This window comes from Mannheimia bovis (genome assembly GCF_014541205.1).
In the GTDB taxonomy this organism is placed as follows: domain Bacteria; phylum Pseudomonadota; class Gammaproteobacteria; order Enterobacterales; family Pasteurellaceae; genus Mannheimia; species Mannheimia bovis.
On the sequence record NZ_CP061280.1, the window covers coordinates 1,091,882 to 1,111,412 of the forward strand.

The 19,531-nt window shown below is 40.0% G+C and carries 16 protein-coding genes; 11 read left to right on the forward strand and 5 right to left on the reverse strand.

Annotated elements, in window-relative coordinates; genetic code table 11:
- Positions 1-6 precede the first annotated feature (6 nt).
- Positions 7-1,554, forward strand: a complete 1,548-nt coding sequence (locus tag ICJ55_RS05550; protein ID WP_188155903.1) for an ATP-dependent nuclease — start codon at positions 7-9, stop codon at positions 1,552-1,554.
- Between the two features lie 68 nt (positions 1,555-1,622).
- Here ICJ55_RS05550 and pepA read toward each other — a convergent pair whose 3' ends face one another.
- On the reverse strand, positions 1,623-3,119 hold the full coding sequence (gene pepA / locus ICJ55_RS05555) for a leucyl aminopeptidase (protein WP_188155904.1): 1,497 nt from the start codon (positions 3,117-3,119) through the stop codon (positions 1,623-1,625).
- Between the two features lie 327 nt (positions 3,120-3,446).
- Here pepA and lptF point away from each other — a divergent pair, with 327 nt between their 5' ends.
- The 3 genes from lptF to dnaE all read left to right on the forward strand — a co-directional run bounded on the left by lptF (position 3,447) and on the right by dnaE (position 9,214).
- On the forward strand, positions 3,447-4,556 hold the full coding sequence (gene lptF / locus ICJ55_RS05560; protein ID WP_188155905.1) for an LPS export ABC transporter permease LptF: 1,110 nt from the start codon (positions 3,447-3,449) through the stop codon (positions 4,554-4,556).
- The gene (gene lptG / locus ICJ55_RS05565; protein ID WP_188155906.1) at positions 4,556-5,653 is read left to right on the forward strand and encodes an LPS export ABC transporter permease LptG; all 1,098 of its coding nucleotides are present in this window, start codon (positions 4,556-4,558) and stop codon (positions 5,651-5,653) included. The genes lptF and lptG overlap by 1 nt, the downstream gene beginning before the upstream one ends.
- A gap of 84 nt (positions 5,654-5,737) precedes the next feature.
- Positions 5,738-9,214, forward strand: coding sequence for a DNA polymerase III subunit alpha (gene dnaE, locus ICJ55_RS05570; RefSeq protein ID WP_188155907.1), 3,477 nt, complete (start codon positions 5,738-5,740; stop codon positions 9,212-9,214).
- A 40-nt stretch (positions 9,215-9,254) separates the two neighbouring features.
- On the opposite strand, the gene ICJ55_RS05575 is transcribed toward dnaE, so the two are convergent.
- A complete protein-coding gene (locus ICJ55_RS05575) occupies positions 9,255-9,626 on the reverse strand; it encodes a cytochrome b562 (protein ID WP_188155908.1) in 372 nt (123 codons plus the stop codon).
- Positions 9,627-9,756: 130 nt separating this feature from the next.
- Here ICJ55_RS05575 and trhP point away from each other — a divergent pair, with 130 nt between their 5' ends.
- The 6 genes from trhP (at position 9,757) to ICJ55_RS05605 (ending at position 15,278) form a co-directional block, all read left to right on the forward strand.
- Complete coding sequence (trhP, locus tag ICJ55_RS05580) at positions 9,757-11,136, forward strand: prephenate-dependent tRNA uridine(34) hydroxylase TrhP (RefSeq protein ID WP_188155909.1); 1,380 nt, start codon at positions 9,757-9,759, stop codon at positions 11,134-11,136.
- Between the two features lie 116 nt (positions 11,137-11,252).
- A complete protein-coding gene (gene waaA, locus ICJ55_RS05585; protein WP_188155910.1) occupies positions 11,253-12,533 on the forward strand; it encodes a lipid IV(A) 3-deoxy-D-manno-octulosonic acid transferase in 1,281 nt (426 codons plus the stop codon).
- Positions 12,534-12,542: 9 nt separating this feature from the next.
- Positions 12,543-13,019 (forward strand): pantetheine-phosphate adenylyltransferase, encoded by a 477-nt coding sequence (gene coaD, locus ICJ55_RS05590; protein WP_188155911.1) that lies wholly within the window; start codon positions 12,543-12,545, stop codon positions 13,017-13,019.
- A 24-nt stretch (positions 13,020-13,043) separates the two neighbouring features.
- The gene (orn, locus tag ICJ55_RS05595) at positions 13,044-13,598 is read left to right on the forward strand and encodes an oligoribonuclease (protein WP_188155912.1); all 555 of its coding nucleotides are present in this window, start codon (positions 13,044-13,046) and stop codon (positions 13,596-13,598) included.
- Positions 13,598-14,089 (forward strand): tRNA (adenosine(37)-N6)-threonylcarbamoyltransferase complex ATPase subunit type 1 TsaE, encoded by a 492-nt coding sequence (gene tsaE, locus ICJ55_RS05600; protein WP_188155913.1) that lies wholly within the window; start codon positions 13,598-13,600, stop codon positions 14,087-14,089. The genes orn and tsaE overlap by 1 nt, the downstream gene beginning before the upstream one ends.
- 19 nt (positions 14,090-14,108) lie before the next feature.
- On the forward strand, positions 14,109-15,278 hold the full coding sequence (locus ICJ55_RS05605) for an N-acetylmuramoyl-L-alanine amidase (protein WP_188155914.1): 1,170 nt from the start codon (positions 14,109-14,111) through the stop codon (positions 15,276-15,278).
- 58 nt (positions 15,279-15,336) lie between these two features.
- Here ICJ55_RS05605 and ICJ55_RS05610 read toward each other — a convergent pair whose 3' ends face one another.
- From ICJ55_RS05610 to ICJ55_RS05620, 3 genes are all read right to left on the reverse strand, one after another.
- Positions 15,337-16,749, reverse strand: a complete 1,413-nt coding sequence (locus tag ICJ55_RS05610) for a basic amino acid/polyamine antiporter (protein ID WP_025235622.1) — start codon at positions 16,747-16,749, stop codon at positions 15,337-15,339.
- A 9-nt stretch (positions 16,750-16,758) separates the two neighbouring features.
- On the reverse strand, positions 16,759-17,655 hold the full coding sequence (locus ICJ55_RS05615; RefSeq protein WP_188155915.1) for a homocysteine S-methyltransferase family protein: 897 nt from the start codon (positions 17,653-17,655) through the stop codon (positions 16,759-16,761).
- A 116-nt stretch (positions 17,656-17,771) separates the two neighbouring features.
- A complete protein-coding gene (locus ICJ55_RS05620) occupies positions 17,772-18,326 on the reverse strand; it encodes a TetR/AcrR family transcriptional regulator (RefSeq protein WP_188155916.1) in 555 nt (184 codons plus the stop codon).
- 142 nt (positions 18,327-18,468) lie between these two features.
- Between ICJ55_RS05620 and ICJ55_RS05625 the strand changes: the two genes are divergently transcribed.
- Positions 18,469-19,530 (forward strand): HlyD family secretion protein, encoded by a 1,062-nt coding sequence (locus tag ICJ55_RS05625; RefSeq protein WP_188155917.1) that lies wholly within the window; start codon positions 18,469-18,471, stop codon positions 19,528-19,530.
- Position 19,531: the final 1 nt, after the last annotated feature.

Sequence of the window (19,531 nt, forward strand, 5' to 3'; positions counted from 1 at the left end):
GGCGGTATGTATCTAAAACATATTGAAATCAGTGGCTTTCGGGGAATTAATCATTTATCGCTACAATTACGTCCAAATATGGTGTTAATTGGCGAAAATGCGTGGGGGAAATCAAGCCTGATTGATGCCTTAAGCTTAATTTTTAACTTAGAACATAAATTGTACCAATTCCAGTTTAAAGATTTCCATATTCAATATAGCGATACGCCAAACCAAGTGCGAGACATCACGCTTGTTTTCACTTTTTGTGAAGAAATTGCTGACGATAGCTCGTTACTTCAACTTCCTCCTGCATTGTCGTTCTGTTCATTTTATTTAGAGAACAAACGGTGCATTTCCTTAAAAGTAACAGGAAGATTGTTAGCTGAGCAGATTTGCACTGAATATCAGTTTGTCGATCAAGACTTAAAACCTATCCACATTGAGCAAGCGGAAAAATGGATTAAGCAGTTTATTTATCATCATCCTGTTTATCGCTTGCGTGATGCACGGCTAAATAAACGAGTGCATAACGAGTTATTACTTAATAGCTATAACCAGCCTGACACAGATGTTCAGCGTGAATTACACGCTCTTTCTTCCTTACTGAAATACTACTTTTTAACCAGCCAAAGTCGCCATTTAATGAAAAATAGTATGCAAGACACTACATTGTGGTGGGAAAAAGTAAAATCACTCTGCCTACGTTTAAAACAAAATGAAGAGCTGGTAGGGCAGGTTCAACAGCATATTTCAGATCTTTTTCTCTTTAAGCCTAAAGCCACGGTAATTGAAAAACCGATCATCTTATTTGAAGATTTTAATGCGTTTTTACACCCTCGAATGGTAGCGATTTTCTGGGAATTGCTCAGCTTTCTACCCAGCCAACGCATTACCACAACGAATTCCATTGAATTGCTTTCACAAGTGCCGTTACGAGAAATTTGTCGTTTAGTGCGTTATGACTTTCACACCCAAGCCTATTGGTTGGAGCGTCAAAGTATCGGCAAAGAAGATCTGCGTAAATTGACTTTCCATATCCATCACAACAGAGGATTAGCCTTATTTGCAAAAGCGTGGATCTTAGTAGAAGGGGAAACTGAAGTTTGGATTTTAGAAGAGTTGGCAAAATTATTAGACATTAATTTAGAAATGGAGGGCATTAAAATTGTGGAATTTGCCCAGTGCGGTTTACGCCCTCTGATTAAATATGCCAGAGCAATGGGGATTGAATGGTATGTGCTCACTGATGGTGATGATGCGGGCAAACGTTATTCGGAAACCGTTAAAAGTTTAGATGAGGATTTTGCTCAACGTTTAACGGCATTACCGCAAAAAGATATTGAACATTTCTTCTATAAAGCAGGTTTGCGTAACGTATTTATTCGTCTTGCAAATTGGCGTTCGCAGGAAAAATATCCGGTTTCATATATTATCAAAAGAGCTATTCAAAAAAGCTCTAAGCCTGATTTAGCCATAGCCTTAGCGAATGAGATGAGAAATAGAGGCGAACATAGTGTCCCACCTCTATTTAAAAAATTATTTGCTGATGTGTTAGCGTTGGTTAGAAAATAACGAATAACAAGCGGTTAAATTTTCGGGGAATTTTGCAAATCTTTCCTGAAATTTAACCGCTTGTGTTATTAACTTTCCGCTTTATTAATTAAGAATTGGGTTAAAAGATTGACAGGGCGACCTGTTGCCCCTTTAGCCGCCCCTGATTTCCAAGCTGTGCCGGCAATATCTAAGTGAGCCCAAGTGTATTTTTTGGTGAAGTTAGAGAGGAATTGCCCTGCGGTAATCGCCCCACCTAAACGTCCGCCGATATTGGCAAGATCGGCAAAATTAGATTTAAGCTGTTCTTGATATTCCTCTCCTAACGGTAAACGCCACGCTTTGTCATCTGCTTGCTCTGCTGCCGCTAACAAGTCGTTGGCTAAACTGTTAGATGGCGACATTAAGCCACTGTTGTGATTACCTAACGCAATCATACAAGCCCCGGTGAGGGTCGCAATATCAATCACTAACTCTGGATTAAAGCGTTCAACATAAGTGAGTGTATCACATAGAACTAAACGTCCTTCGGCGTCCGTATTTAACACCTCAACGGTTAAGCCCGACATTGTAGTAAGAATATCACCCGGGCGGTAAGATTTACCATCAACGGCATTCTCACAGCCTGCTAAAACACCGATAATATTAAGCGGTAATTTCATTTCAGCAATGGCTTTCATTGTACCGTAAACGCTTGCCGCACCGCACATATCGTATTTCATTTCATCCATTGCTTCTGCCGGTTTAATCGATAAACCGCCTGAATCGAAAGTTAAACCTTTGCCGACTAACACGATTGGCTTGGCATCAGGATTTGGGCTGCCTTTATATTCAATTACAGATAAGAATGCTTCATTTTCAGAGGCTCGGGAAACGGCTAAATAGGCATTCATTCCCAATTCAGCCATCTGTTTTTCATCAATAACCGTAGTGGATACCGCACCATAGTCCGTCGCTAAACCTTGAGCTAATTGGGATAAATATGCTGGATTACACACATTCGGTGGGCAGTTCGCTACATTTTTAGCATTCGCTACACCTAATGCAACTGCTTTGCCGTGTTCTAAGGCTCGCTCGGCATCGGCTAAGTCTTTACGGTGGGCAACGTTAAAAATTACACGGCGTAATTCACGTCGAACTTCCGGCTTAATGCTTTTGAAATCATTATAGGCATATTGATTTTCTTGGATTGCCTCAACGGCAAATCGCACATTCCAATAAGCACTTCTGCCTTTAACATGTAGCTCGGTTAAAAAACAGACCATTTCCATTGAGCCGGTTTCGTTAATTGCCTGAACGGTTTTTTGAATAATTTGTTTGTATTGACGTTCGGTTAATTCACGTTCTTTACCGCAACCGACTAACAACACGCGGTCGGCAGGTACATTGGGTACATTGTGTAATAATAATGTTTGCCCGGCTTTGCCTTCTAAATCGCCACGTCTGAGTAGTGAACTAATATAGCCATTACTTAATTTATCTAATTGTTCTGCAGCAGTACAAAGTCTGCGAGGTTCATAAACCCCAACGACTAGACAAGCGGTTCTTTGCTTTTCAACACTGCCGTTTTTAACACTAAATTCCATTATTATCCTCTAACTATAATGAGCTAAAAATTGCCGTTAAAATTAACATTAATTTATTAAATTACAAGTGAAAATCACAGCAAAAAGCTGAAATTTTGCTGATTTTGGTACTTATGTTTGAAATTTTGATGAATTTTGTAGTCAAAGAAATAATTTTACATAAAAGCACGCTTGAAACTGTGCGTTATTATTTTCAATACGTGATTTTTTGGCGTAAAAAAGGTATCATTGCACATTCGGTTCAACACTGTTTTAACGGTGTTTTGCAAAAAATGGAAGAAATCTAACCGCTTGTAGCATTTTAAAAACAGCATAGAGATAAAAACTGTGATTTTAAGTCGATATTTAACCAAAGAGATATTTAAAAGCCAAGTAGCGATATTGTTTATCCTACTCTTAATTTTTTTCTGCCAACAATTAGTTCGAGTTTTAAGTTCTGCCGTAAGTGGTAAAGTACCGGCAGATTTAGTCGTCAGCTTATTAGGGCTGGGAATGCCGACAATGGCACAATTAATGTTGCCGTTATCTCTTTTTATCGCACTATTATTGACACTTGGGCGTTTTTATGCGGAAAGTGAAATTACAGTGATGCGTGCGTGTGGGATCGGGCAAGGTTTATTGGTAAAAGTGGCGATGTTCCTCTCCATTTTTACGACAGCTTTAGCGGTATATAACGTCTTTTGGCTGACTCCTTGGGCGATTAACAAACAAAGTGAAATGTTGGCAGAGGCAAAAGCTAATCCGCGTTTTGCTGCCCTTTCGGCAGGTCAGTTTATGTCGGCAGGTGGTTATGTATTATTTATTGATAAAATTGAAAATAGTAGCCTTAATGATATTTACGTTTTCCAACCGGAACAGCAAAAAAATAACAAACCTTCGGTCGTGGTGGCTGAAAATGGGACTTTACAAGGTTTGCCAAATGGTGATCAGGTTTTAACATTATCAGAAAGTAAGCGTTTTGAGGGGACGCCGAAAAGCCCGGATTTTCGTGTTTCTCACTTTGAAAATTATTCCGCTTATTTAGGTTATCAAGATGTGGAATCGGACGAAAAATTAGTGCAACGTTCTGATTTTAAAACATTAATGGAAATCAATAGTCCGGAAGCAAAAGCGGAATTACATTGGCGTTTAGCCTTAATTTTCGCTGTGCCGTTAATGGCGTTATTGGCAGTGCCGATGAGCAGTGTTAATCCTAGACAAGGGCGTTTTGCTAAATTATTGCCTGCATTATTGCTTTATTTAATCTATTTCCTACTGCAAAGCTCGCTTAAATCATCAGGTGGTTCGGGCAAGTTAAATGCAGAAATTTTAATGCCGTTAGTCTCTATTGCCTTTTTACTTTTAGGTATTGTGTTGAATATGTGGAATGGTAAATTGATGTCTAAATTACGCTATCAGTTTAGTGCTAAAAAAATCACTAATAAGGCGGTGGCATAATGAAAATTTTCTCAATGAATATTTTAGAACGCTATATCGGCAGAACGATTTTGTCGGCAATTTTCCTTACGCTATTTTTATTGGTAGGGCTTGGGGCGATCATCAAATTTGTGGAAGAGTTTCGTGATGTTGGTCGAGGCTCTTACGATGGCTTGAAAGCGGCTTATTACACCTTTTTAACCATTCCAAGAGATATCGAAACCTTTTTTCCGATTGCTGCTTTATTAGGTTCACTATTAGGCTTGGGCAATCTTGCGAGCCGCAGTGAATTAGTTGTAATGCAAGCCTCCGGTTTTTCTCGTTTCCGTATCGGTTTGGCGGTAATGAAAACCGCATTGCCGTTAGTACTGTTTACGATGATCATCGGTGAATGGGGTGTACCGCAAACCGAACAATTTGCCCGTAATATGCGTTCGATTGCTCAAAGTGGCGGCTCAATGCTTGCCACCAAAGATGGTTTTTGGGCGAAAGATGGAAACTCATTTATCTATATCAACCGTATCAATAATGAAAAAAGCCTGAGTAACGTGCTTATTTACGAATTTGGCGAAGGCGAAAATAAACGTGAATTGCAATCGGTATTACGAGCGGGTGAGGCTCAATATAGCGATGAAAAAGGTTGGATACTCTCTAACGTTGAAAAATCGGAACTTGGCGAGAATCAGATCCAGCAAGGCAAGCAACCCGATCAAAGTTGGCAGACCAGCTTAACGCCAAGCAAATTAGGAATTGTTTCACTTAAGCCGGAATCGCTTTCGATCTCGGGGTTGGCGGATTATGTCGGCTTCTTAAAAGAGACCGGGCAAGATCCGAAACGCTTTGAAATTACCTTCTGGCGTAAAGTATTCCAGCCGATCTCAATGGCGGTGATGATGTTACTTGCGATCTCCTTTATTTTCGGACCACTTCGTAGTAGTACGATGGGGGCGAAAATTGTTATCGGGATTGTTGCCGGCTTTATGTTCTACGTGGCGAACATTGTATTTGGGAATTTAAGTCTTATTGCCACTTGGCTACCTGTACCGGTTGGGGCATTAATTCCAAGTTTGCTCTGTCTGATAATTGTTTGGTGGTTACTAAACAAAAAACGTGATTAAATTTTACAAGCGGTTGTTTTTACAAAATTTTTTGCAAAAATGACCGCTTGAATACTCCTTTAAATTCTAATTCTCCTTAGCATTATGTCTGATTGTCGTTTCGTTCATTTAAAAGTTCACAGTGATTTCTCAATGATTAACGGTTTAGCCAAAGTGAAACCTTTAGTCAAAGCGGCAGTTGCCAACAATATGGTGGCGATGGGTTTAACCGATTTCACGAACTTCTGCGGTTTGGTGAAATTCTATGGCGAAGCGTTGGGAGCAGGTATTAAGCCGATTATTGGGGCTGATGTGTATGTCAAATCAGATACAGGTGGTGATGATTATTTCGAGCTAACCCTATTAGCTAAAAATAATAAGGGATACCACAATATTACTCAAATTCTCTCCAAAGCCTATCAACAAGGATACATTGAATTTCCAATGGTAGAGAGAGAATGGCTGGCTGAGCTGAATGAAGGTATTATTGTGCTTTCAGGCGGACGAATGGGCGATGTGGGTAAAGCCTTACTTAAAGAAAATCTATCGGAGGCTGCTGAGAAGCTCTCTTTTTATCAACAATATTACCCAAATCATTTTTATATGTCGGTTTGCCGCACAGGGCGGGTAGACGAAGAGCGTTACATTAAACAAGCGGTCGAATTTTCCCAAAAAAATGCAATTCCATTAGTTGCGGTGAACGATATTGTTTTCCTAAAAGAAGAGGATTTTGACGCTCACGAAATCCGTGTAGCCATCCACGACAGTTTTACCTTAGACGATCCGAAACGTCCTAAAAAATATTCTCCTAAGCAATATTTCCGCTCAGAAGAGGAAATGTGCAAGCTATTTGCGGACTTGCCGAGTGCATTAGCTAACACAGTAGAAATTGCGAAGCGTTGTTCCGTTACGGTACGTTTGGGCGAATATTTCCTACCAAATTTCCCAACCGGTGAACTTTCAACCGAAGATTTTTTAGTAAAAAAATCTCGAGAAGGTTTAGAAGAACGCCTTGAATTTCTATTCCCTGATCCTGAAGAAAGAGCTAACAAGCGGTCAGTTTATGACGAAAGATTGCAAGTTGAATTAGATGTTATCAACCAAATGGGCTTCCCGGGTTACTTCCTAATTGTGATGGAATTTATTCAGTGGTCTAAAGATAACGATATTCCGGTTGGTCCGGGGCGAGGCTCGGGGGCAGGCTCGTTGGTTGCTTATGCGTTAAAAATTACTGATTTAGATCCATTGGAATTTGACTTGCTTTTCGAGCGTTTTTTAAACCCTGAACGGGTTTCAATGCCCGATTTTGATGTCGATTTCTGTATGGACGGGCGAGATCGTGTGATTGAGCATGTGGCGGAAACTTACGGTCGCCAAGCAGTATCGCAAATTATTACCTTCGGAACGATGGCGGCAAAAGCGGTAATTCGTGATGTGGGGCGTGTGCTTGGACATCCTTATAGCTTTGTGGACAGAATTTCCAAGCTGATTCCGCCCGATCCGGGAATGACATTAGAAAAAGCTTTTGCTGCCGAGCCAAAACTCCCTGAACTTTATGAGGCTGATGAAGAAGTCAAAGATTTGATCGATATGGCTCGCAAGCTCGAGGGTGTCACCCGTAATGCCGGTAAGCACGCAGGAGGGGTCGTAATTGCCCCAACGGCGATTACCGATTTCTCACCACTTTATTGTGATAGCGAAGGTTTACACCCTGTTACCCATTTTGACAAAAATGATGTGGAATATGCAGGTCTTGTAAAATTTGACTTCTTGGGTTTGCGTACCTTAACCATCATTAAATGGGCATTAGAGATGGTGAATGCTCGCTTAGAGCGAGAAGGTAAAGAGCCGGTCCGCATAGAAAGTATTCCGCTTGATGACAAAAAATCCTTTGATCTACTGTTAGCGGCAAAAACGACGGCGGTATTCCAGCTTGAAAGCCGTGGTATGAAAGATCTGATTTCTCGCCTCAAGCCTGACTGTTTTGAAGATATTATCGCTTTGGTGGCATTATTCCGTCCTGGTCCGCTGGAATCGGGAATGGTGCAGAACTTTATCGACCGTAAACACGGCAAGGAAGAAGTGTCTTACCCTGATCCTGAATATCAACACGAATGCTTAAAACCTATTTTAGAGCCAACCTATGGCGTTATTGTTTACCAAGAGCAGGTAATGCAGATTGCCCAAGAGCTTGCCGGCTATACGCTCGGTGGGGCAGATTTACTTCGTCGTGCAATGGGTAAGAAAAAGCCGGAAGAGATGGCGGCTCAACGTGAAGTTTTTGAAAAAGGGGCAGAATCGAAAGGAATTGATGGCAAATTAGCCGGAGCGATTTTTGACTTAGTAGAAAAATTTGCCGGCTATGGCTTTAATAAATCGCACTCGGCAGCTTATGCTCTGGTGTCTTACCAAACACTGTGGCTTAAAGCCCATTATCCGGCAGAATTTATGGCAGCGGTAATGACTTCAGAGATGGACAATACCGATAAGATCGTTGGCTTTTATGATGAATGTATCAATATGGGCTTAACAGTTGTGCCACCTGATGTGAATAGCGGAAAACACCGTTTCAGCGTAAACGAAAAAGGCGAAATTGTTTACGGCTTAGGGGCAATTAAAGGCGTGGGTGAAGGTCCGATTGAGGCGATTTTGGAGGCTCGCAATCAAGGTGGGCGTTTTACCGATCTGTTTGATTTAACTGCCCGTGTCGATCTGAAAAAAATTAACCGCCGTACTTTTGAAAGTCTGATTATGTCTGGAGCGTTTGATAAATTAGGTCCGCATCGTGCAGCTTTAATGAAAAATTTAGAAGATGCGTTAAAAGCCTCGGATCAGCATAGCAAAATGGAAGAGTTAGGGCAGAGCGATATGTTTGGCGTGCTTACCGAAACCCCTGAAGAGGTGCAAAATGCCTATGCCAATACGCCAAAATGGTCTGAACAAACGATTTTAGACGGGGAGAGGGCGACGTTAGGGCTTTATTTAAGCGGGCATCCAATTGGCAGGTTCTTAAAAGAGCTATCGCACTATGCCCCAAATAGGCTTAATGAGCTACAACCGACTTTCAGAGGGCAGATGACAACCGTTTCGGGGATTGTGATGGCATCACGGGTAGCTGTAACGAAACGGGGAAGCCGTATCGGCATTGCGACTATTGAAGACCGTTCGGGTAAACTCGATATCACGCTTTTCTCTGAAGCATTAGAAAATTTTGGGCATTTAATGCAACAAGATCAAATCATTGTGGCAACAGGTTCGGTGCAGTTTGATGATTTCAGTGGCGGATTAAAAATGTCTGCAAGAGAGGTATTTTCTCTTGATGAAGCACGTAGTCGATTTGCTAAAAGTTTGGCATTGGCAATCAACAAAGAACAGCTTTCTGCAAATTTTATCAAAAAAATGACCGCTATCATTGCACCTCACAAGGAAGGTACATTGCCACTACACTTCTATTATCAAAGTCCGGAAGGGCGTGTGTTACTAAAAGGTGGCGTGGAATGGCGAGTAATGCCGAACGAGCAGATGTTCTCGGAACTAAAAGAGTTATTGGGTGAAAATTCAGTTGAATTGGAGTTTGAATAAATAATAGAGGGTAAGTTTTAACTTACCCTTTATTTTGCGATTATTTGTATTTTTTATGATATTCACGCTTTAAAATTTCAAGCTCTGAAATCATTATTTTCGCCTCTTGCAAATTGCCGGCTTGAGCTTTTTTATCCGCTTCTGTTACCACATCTATCAATTTTTGCATACCTGCTTGGTAATCTTCTTCAGCAGCTTTATCGCCCTCTACACTATTTGGAAAAATAGCTTTGGTTTTCTCGGTAATTTCAACAAAATTTTTCGCAGCTTGTTGAAATTCTTCTGCCGAATTCGCTCTGACTAATTTGTTGGCGTTCATATTCATTTGCATCATTTCCATTTTGATGCTTTGAGCGTTGCCTAATGTTGAAAAGGCAAACAACGTTGTTGCTAAAAGTAGTTTAAGTTTCATAGTTTCCCCACATAAAAAATCAGATTGTAATAGATTGACTTGCCAATATGCAAGATTTCTTGGAAAATAGACCGCTTACGCTTTCCTTTGGTGGAAAGTCCTGACTTGTTATCAGAAAAAGAGATTACCTATGACTTTAAAATATGCTAAACCTGAGCTACTTTCACCAGCAGGCTCTTTAAAAAATATGCGTTATGCTTTTGCTTACGGTGCAGATGCTATTTACGCAGGACAGCCACGTTACAGCTTGCGTGTGCGTAATAACGAATTTAATCACGAGAATTTGAAAATTGCGATTGATGAAGCTCATTCATTAGGCAAGAAATTCTATGTGGTGGTGAATATCGCCCCGCACAACTCAAAATTAAAAACCTTTATTAAAGACTTAAAAGTTGTGGTGGATATGAAGCCGGATGCTTTGATTATGTCAGATCCGGGCTTGATTATGTTAGTGCGTGAAAACTTTCCGGAAATGGATATCCACCTTTCGGTTCAAGCGAATGCGGTAAATTGGGCAACAGTGAAGTTTTGGCGTCAAATGGGTTTAACCCGAGTAATTTTATCGCGTGAGTTATCTCTTGAAGAAATTGAAGAAATTCGCCAACAAGTACCGGATATGGAGTTAGAAATCTTTGTACACGGTGCTTTATGTATGGCATATTCAGGACGTTGCTTGCTTTCCGGTTATATCAATAAACGTGATCCAAACCAAGGCACTTGCACCAATGCTTGCCGTTGGGAATACAAAATGGAAGAAGGCAAAGTCGATGAAGTCGGACAAATCGTACCGAAATACGAGCCTGAAATTGAGATCAAAAATGTCGCACCAACGTTAGGAACAGGTGAGGCAACGGATAAAGTCTTCCTTTATACCGAATCGCAACGCCCTGACGAGCAAATGACTGCGTTTGAAGATGAGCACGGCACTTATTTTATGAACTCGAAAGATTTGCGAGCGGTGCAACACGTAGAACGTTTAACGCAAATGGGCGTGCATTCACTGAAAATTGAAGGTCGTACTAAATCCTTCTATTACTGTGCAAGAACCGCACAGGTTTACCGTAAAGCGATTGATGATGCCGCAGCCGGCAAGCCGTTTGATGAATCGTTGTTGGATACTTTAGAAAGTCTCGCTCATCGTGGTTATACAGAAGGCTTTTTACGTCGCCACACGCACGATGAATACCAAAACTATGAATACGGCTATTCAATTTCCGAACGCCAGCAATTTGTAGGTGAGTTTACCGGCAAACGCAATACAGAAGGAATGGCGGAAGTTGCCGTTAAAAATAAATTCTTAGTCGGCGATTCGGTGGAAATGATGACACCAAAAGGCAATATCGTGTTCAAAATTGAACGTATGCTAAACCGCAAAAACGAAAGCGTAGAAGCCGCCTTAGGGGACGGACACTTTGTTTTTTTAGATGTGCCACAAGACATTGAGTTGGATTTTGCCCTTTTAATGCGTAACTTAGTAAATGCAAATACTCGCAATCCGCATCAAGCTTAATTTCGTTTAAAATAATGTAAACCACGAAATCCAAACTATTTCGTGGTTTATTTTTAGGTATAATAAGACTGATTGGTAAAAAAATTAGAAAAAAAGACCGCTTGTAAGGAAAATAAATGCTCCGTTTACTCTATATTTGTCTAAGTTATTTATTACAACCCGTTATACTTTTTCTAATGTGGTACAAAGGGCGTAAGCAGCCTGCCTACCGCAAACGTTTATGGGAACGTTATGGCGTATATGACGAAGCCGAAAAACCAAAAGCTAAAGGTGTGGTTATTCACGCTGCTTCTGTGGGGGAAGTGATTGCGGCAACTCCGCTAATCAAAGCGATTGGAAAACACTATCCGGATTTACCGCTTATTGTTACAACGGTTACACCGACAGGTTCGGATCGAGTTATGTCAGCTTTTGGCGATTCTGTCTCGCACTTTTATTTGCCTTACGATTTGCCCGATGCGGTGGAACGGTTTTTAAATTTTATCGATCCAAAGATGATGATAGTGATTGAAACCGAGCTGTGGCCGAATTTGATCCGCAAAATATATTTACGCAATATTCCGTTTGTAATTGCCAATGCAAGGCTCTCTCCTCGTTCGGCTAAGCGTTATGGTTGGTTTAAGCGTAGTATGAAGGATATGCTCAATCAAATTTCGCTGATTTTAGCACAAGATGAAGTAAGTAAAGATCGCTATTTGGCGTTAGGCTATGATCCTGCCAAAATGGTAAATACAGGCAACCTTAAATTTGATTTGGAAATTACGCCGGAGCTACACCAAAGCGTGCTGGAAACAAAGTCAGCTCTGAATTTGCAGACAAGACCAATTTGGATTGCAGGCAGCACGCACGAAGGTGAAGAAAAATTGATTTTAGAAGCCCATCAAATTTTATTAAATAAGTATCCTGATTTAGTGCTGATTTTAGTGCCGAGACATCCGGAACGTTTTAAGTTAGTCGAGCTTTTGGTTAAAAAATCAGGCTTAGATTATATAAAACGCTCAGAACATAAGGCATTAAATCAAGAAACGAAGGTGTTACTAGGCGATACAATGGGCGAAATGATGTTACTATATGGGCTTTCTGATATTGCTTTTGTGGGGGGGAGTTTAGTTAAACACGGCGGACATAATCCGCTTGAGCCAATCGCTTTTAACATACCGGTTATTTCAGGACTATTTACCTACAATTTTCCGGAAGTATTTGAAAAACTAAGAGAAGTTAAAGGTGTGATTGAAGTTGAAAGTTCTGCTAAAGCCTTAGCTGAAAGTATCGAATTATTATTAACTCAACCACAAATCGGACAAGACATAGCCGCTTCAGGTTTTAGTGTCTTACAAGAAAATCAAGGTGCATTAAAACGCCATTTAGATTTGCTTGCTCCCTATATAATAGAATAGAGAAATAAAATGAGCTATAACGTAATTTATGCAGGGACTTTTGACCCTATTACCAATGGGCATTTAGATATTATTCGTAAGGCTTCGATGCTCTTTGGAAAAGTGATTGTTGCGGTGGCTAAAAATCCAAGTAAGCAACCGCTTTTCGAGTTAGAAGAGCGTGTTGAATTAGTGAAAAAAAGTTGTGCAGAGCTTGATAATATTGAAGTGATTGGTTTTAGTGGTTTACTGGCGGATTTTGCTAAAGAGCAGAATGCGAAGGTGCTTATTCGTGGCATTCGTGGTGCAGACGATATTGACTATGAAATTCAACTTGCTCAACTAAATCAAAAATTATCGGGCGATTTAGAAACGATCTTCTTTCCGCCTTCAGTGGAGTGGCGTTATCTTTCTTCTACAATGGTGAGAGAGATTTACCGCCACAATGGTGATGTGAGCCAATTCGTGCCACAAGCGGTCAAAAATGCCTTAAAATTTGCAAAATAATTGAGTAATAAAAAAGGAAATAGAATGAACCAAGATGCACAAAATCTAATTTGGATCGACCTTGAAATGACAGGCTTAGATCCTGAAAAAGAACGCATTATTGAAATAGCAACAATTGTTACTGATAAAGATCTGAATATTTTAGCGGAAGGACCGGTTTTGGCGGTTCATCAAACTGATGAATTATTAGGTAAAATGAGTGATTGGTGTGTGAAAACTCATACTGCAAATGGCTTAATTGAACGAGTGAAAGCGAGTAAACTCACTGAACGTGCGGCAGAATTACAAACCCTTGATTTCCTAAAGCGTTGGGTACCAAAAGGAAGTTCGCCAATTTGTGGTAACAGTATTGCACAGGATAAACGTTTCCTTTATAAATATATGCCTGATTTGGCGGATTATTTCCACTATCGTCATTTAGATGTGAGTACCTTAAAAGAATTAGCAAGACGCTGGAAACCGGAAATATTGGATAAATTTAGTAAAGGGAATACACATTTAGCGTTGGACGATATTCGTGAATCTATCAATGAATTGAAGTTTTATCGGGAACATTTTATTAATTTAGACGAAAAATAATGGCTGATTTACTCTCTTTTTACTGCGAAGATGAAACTAAATTACTTGAATTTGGTCAATCATTCGCATTGGGGCTAAAAAACTATTTGTTGCAAGACAGCAACCGCTCTCTGGTTATTTACCTAAACGGCGAGTTAGGGGCAGGCAAAACGACCCTAACTCGTAGTATTGTAAGAGCATTTGGGCATCAAGGTAATGTGAAAAGCCCCACTTATACATTAGTTGAAGAGTATCATCTCGACCCTTTGAATATTTACCATTTTGACTTATATCGCTTAGCTGACCCTGAAGAACTAGAATTTATGGGTATTCGTGATTATTTCAAACCACAAACATTGTGTTTGTTGGAATGGGCAAGCAAAGGTGAAGGAATGATTCCGGAAGCTGATTTTGTCATTCAAATTGATTATATGAATGAAGGACGACAAATTACGATTGTTCCGCAAAATCAACCGGCAACAGATATTTTAGTAAATTTTAATCAAAAATAGACCGCTTGTAGGGAAGGTGATGAAGAAGGTTATCCAATATATTGTTTTTAGTGCATTGAGTTTGTTAAGTTTTGCGAGTTTTGCTAAAACCATTGTGGCTATTGATGCCGGACACGGCGGAAAAGACCCAGGAGCTATCGGCAAAAACTTAGGCATTTTAGAAAAAAATGTTACGCTTGCTATTTCCAAAGAGCTAAAAGCTTTATTAGATGCTGACCCAAACTTTAAAGCGGTGATGACACGTAATGGTGATTATTTTATCCAACTTCCGGAACGGACGGAAATTGCTCGTAAACATCGTGCCGATCTATTAGTTTCTATTCACGCAGATTCCTCTCCAAGAGGGGATTCCTTGAAAGGTGCGTCTGTTTGGGTACTGTCAAACAGTCGTGCCAGTGATGAAATGGGGAAATGGCTAGAAGATCACGAAAAACAATCGGAATTGCTTGGTGGTGCGGGGGCAGTACTTGCCAGCAATAAAGAGCGTTACTTAAACCAAACGGTATTAGATTTGCAATTTTCACATTCTCAGCGTACAGGCTATGAGTTAGGGAAAAGTATTCTAAGCAAAATGGCTGGAATGACCTCATTGGCTAAATCCAGCCCACAACACGCGAGTTTAAGTGTGTTGCGTTCGCCTGATATTCCTTCTGTATTGGTTGAAACCGGGTTTTTATCTAACTCAACAGAGGAAGCAAAGCTTGCTAGTGCAAACTATCGCCGTCAATTAGCAAAAGCGATTTATCAAGGTTTAGTGGCTTATCGTTATAAAAATGATGGAATAAGTTCAGCAAGCGTCAGTAAAAAAGCAGATAAGAGCGATAAACAAGAAGCAACGAAAAAAGAAGAAAAAGCAGATAAAACGGATACCAAGAAAGTAAAAGAAGAAGCTCAAAAAGAGACAAAGAAAGAGCAAAACGCTAAATCGGATAAAAAGAAAGAAAGCGTAAAAGAAAAATCATCTAAAAACCAAGAACAAGAAAAAGCTAAAGAGTCAAAAAATAAGGAAGAAAAATCCTCTTCCCAAAAAGAGATTAAGACCTCGAATAATGGCTATCACATTGTTCAACAAGATGAAACGGTTTACTCCATTGCCAGAGCATACGGCACAACTCCACAAAAAATTAGTGAGCTGAATAACTTAAAAAATTATCAGATTACGGTAGGGAAAAAGTTAAAAGTGAAGTAAATCAACGTTTGTAAAAAATTTTAAAAAAAGACCGCTTGTAAAAGCGGTCTTTTCACGTTTAGCTTTCTGCTAATAGCGTTGGTAATTCAATCACTGCGTAGCCAAAAATCACAAGCAAGATAATTAAAATCATCTTTTCTGCGTTTGAAAGCGTTAATCTACCGTTGAATTTATAGTTAGAATAGAGATACAACAAAATACCCGGCACATAAAGCACAACTGAGAGCAGTAAATATTCTAACCCTGCTGCATAAACAATCCATAAGCCATAAATTGATGCCATAAAGCCTGTGAGTTTAATGTACCAAGCAGCATTGGTTTGAATAGCTAATTTGAATAAATACGCCCCGATTAAGAAATACGGAATTAAAATCATTGAAGTAGAAATCAATAATAGCGTGTTATAGCTTTGCTCAAATACAAAAACCAACACAAGGCAGAATTGCACTACAACACCCGTGAACCAAAGAGAGTTAATCGGCGTGCCGTTTTCATTCAATTTATCTAAAATTTTAGGAAAAGCCCCATTTTTAGAACCACGATAAGGCACTTCAGCAGAATACATCGTCCAGCTAATATAAGAAGCAAGCACAGAAACAATCAAACAGGCGGTGATGATTACTTTGCCTGTTGGTCCCATCATTGCATCAAGTAGTGGACCCATTGATGGATTTGCCATATTGGCAATGGTTTCACGAGGTAAGATCCCGAGCGAAAGTATGGTAATTGCAACATAAAGTGCCAACGCAATTAAGATCCCTAACACCGTTGCCAAGCCTACGTCAGAACGTTTTTTAGCGTGAGCAGAAAGTACAGAAGCCCCTTCCACCCCGGTAAATACCCATAAGGTAATCAGCATCGTACTTTTTACTTGATCGCTTACGCTATTATTCAATGCGGTTGCTTTCACATCTGAATTAAATAAATCGACATCAAAATACCAAACGCCTAGCCCGATAAATAGAATAAGTGGAGCAACTTTCACAAAGGTTGCGATGAGGTTTACGAAAGCGGCTTCTTTAATCCCTCCTGCAATTAAAGCGTGAACCAGCCACACAATAATTGATGAGCCGATGAATGCAGCAAGGGTGTTGCCTTGCCCGAAAATCACCGTATTTTCACTATCGGTAAATACGCCTAAACCTTCAAAAGCAACGGTAAGATAGCCCACAATACCGATAGTGGCACATAACCAGTAACCCCAAGCGGACATAAAACCCATCAACTCGCCGAAGCCTTCTCGTGCATAGGTATAAATACCGCCATCTAAATCAGGGCGAAGGCGGGAAATAAAGAAAAATGATAAACCCAAAAAGATGATACCAACACCGGTAATCAGCCAACCAATGGTAATAGCTTCCGCACCTGCAACTTCCGCCATATTTTGCGGTAAGCTGAAAATGCCTGAGCCAATCATTGAGCTTAATACAAGTGCAGTAAGGGAAATTAATCCGATTTTTTTATTTGACATTGCTATTCCTTACTTTAAATTTTTTGCGAGTGTTTCAATATATTCCACACCGATACCACAACAGCCACCGATAATGGTCGCTCCTTGTTCCGTCCATTTTTTTGCCCACGCTAAATAAGCATTCGGATCTAAATCTTTACGAACTTCGTCTAAGCCGTCATTAGCGGTTGCATCTTTAGGCTGAGGTGCGAACGCATTAGCATAAGCTCCTGTGCGGATATGAGTTGCATTGAGTTCAGCTAACGTTTTTTGCGTAACCGCTAAGGCTTCACCAATCACTTCGGGTTGGCAACAGTTAAATAAAATGGCTTGCACACCTAATGCTACCATTTCCTCTACTGCTTGTTTTACCGTCTCTCCTGAGCGTAATCTCGGCTCTGTAGTTGGTTCATCATCAATGAGTGTGAACGAAACCCATAATGGGCGGTTATCTTTTGGTAATAGTGCTTTGATTGAAATGGGTTCAATAATGGCACTTTGAGTTTCGCATAACCAAATATCTACATAAGGCGAAAGCCCATCAATTAAGGGTTGAGCAATTTCTGCAAAACGTTCCATTTTTATCAGATCCGCTCGGTAAGAACCAAACATCGGTGGAAGCGAACCGGCAATTTGAGTTGCAAAATTTCCTGAATTTTTGACCGCTTGTTTAGCAAGACGACCAGCCAAATCAGCCAAACTTTTGCCATCAGCGGAAAAACGTTTTTCGCCGATGTGAAAAGGTACAACAGCATAGCTATCGGTAGTAATAACTTCTGCTCCGTGAGCGATAAAATCTTCGTGAACAGCTTGCACAAAGTGTGGACCTTCATACAAAGCGGCAGCAGACCATTCGGGCTGATGGAAAGGAGCGTTACGACGCATTAATTCACGGCTCATTCCGCCGTCTAATATTGTGATTGACATACAATTTCCTAATTAAAAGGTAAGAACAATAGAATAAATTGGAGTAGTTTACTGGCTTTTTGAATAAGTGCTTATAACTAAATAGTATAAATTAGATTTTTTTGTAAAACAGATGGTTATTCCAAGCTAAAATAAGAAAGCACTTCTTGGAGATTAGTTTGTATTACCATCGGATTGACCGGATTATCTGACATCACAACGTGTTCCATCATTGCAATAGAAAGCGTTGCAAAGAGTTTACCTTGAAACTCTGCATCAATATCATTAAGACTTTTTCGTGTTGAAATAACGTCAATGTATTTCTTTTTTACTTCTTCTTGAATTTGCCTTTTTAAGCTAATACGGTGGGTATCAATTTTCCATAAGGTCTGTAATGTGTGGCGAAGTGTATTAATAACAGGAGCTGCTTTGATTGCAAATTCCAGAGTAGGGGTACTAAAACGCTCTTCAAGAAGAGGAATAAGAGATTTGTTTTTGAGTTTTTCGATAATATCGGTTGCCAGATGGTCTTTATTTAAATAGTGCTTATAAAAGGTGGATCGGTTAATTTTGGCATTATTTAAGATATCTTGCACCGTAATGTCATCATAATCTTGCTTTTCAAGCGTTGTAATGAAAGCTTGGTGGATAATCTCTTTTGTGCGGGTAATTCTAGGATCTTCTTTTTTCATATTTCCCACTAACCATTGTAAATAAGCAACATTTTATGGTTTTTTGTATCATTAGACAACATTTTATCGTTTTTTGGTGGTTGCTAATAGAATGCTATTTTTTTACACTTCAGACCAGTGAGGTTGATGATAAGGATAGAAGATGAAGAAATTATTAATTGCAACTTTGGTTGTTTTTGCTGCAGGTGGGGCTTATTTGTGGCAGCAAATACAGGGTGAGCGTACGGAATTGTCAGGGATTGTTGCAGTAAATGGACGCTTGGAGTTAGAACGTTTAGATGTTGCAACCCTTTATGCAGGAAAAGTAGAAGAAATTTTAGTTAAAGAGGGGCAAAACGTTGAGAAAAATCAACCGCTTGTACGCTTTTCTTCTACGCAATCACAAAGCCAAGTAACTTCCGCAGAGGCTCAAATTTCCGCTGCGAAAGCTCAAGTAGAAAGTGCCAAAGCTCAAAAATTACGTGCAGAAGAAGCAGTAGCTCGAGCTTCTGCGGAAATGAGTGCTCAGCAACAGCAAGTCTCTGTTGCTAAATTAGAATTAGATAATGCAAGAAAATTACGCCGTGAAAATTTAGTTTCTGCCAGTGAACTAGAACGCCGACAAGCGGCTCATAAAGCAGCTTTAGCGGCAGTTGAAACCGCAAAAGCAGCAAGAGCAGAAGCTCAGGCGGCAGTTAATCAAGCAAAGGCAGTGATTTCTCAAGCAGAAGCAACGGTTAATCAAGCTGAAGCAGCAGCCAACCAAGCGACTTCACAAAATGATGATATGTTAATTAAAGCACCCATTGCAGGTAGAGTAGAGTATCGCATTGTTGATGTCGGCAATGTAGTAGGTATGGGGGCAAAAGTGGTGAGTTTGCTTGATACTAAAGATGTTTACTTAAATGTATTTTTACCTGCGTATCAGTCGAATAATATCAAAATAGGTGAAGAAGCCCGCATTAAAATTGATGGCACAGACTATGTTTTCCCTGCATACATTGGCTATGTAGCGAGTGAAGCTCAATTTACGCCAAAATCGGTGGAGACATTGGAGGAACGCACAAAATTAATGTTTAAAGTGAAGCTACAAATTCCAGAGGAAATTGCCCAACAATATGTTGGATTTTTCAAGGGCGGTATGACAGCAATGGGTTATGTGAAATATGATAGCAGCTTGGATTGGTCTGAAACATTATCTGTAAAACTGCCAGAGAGCCGATAAA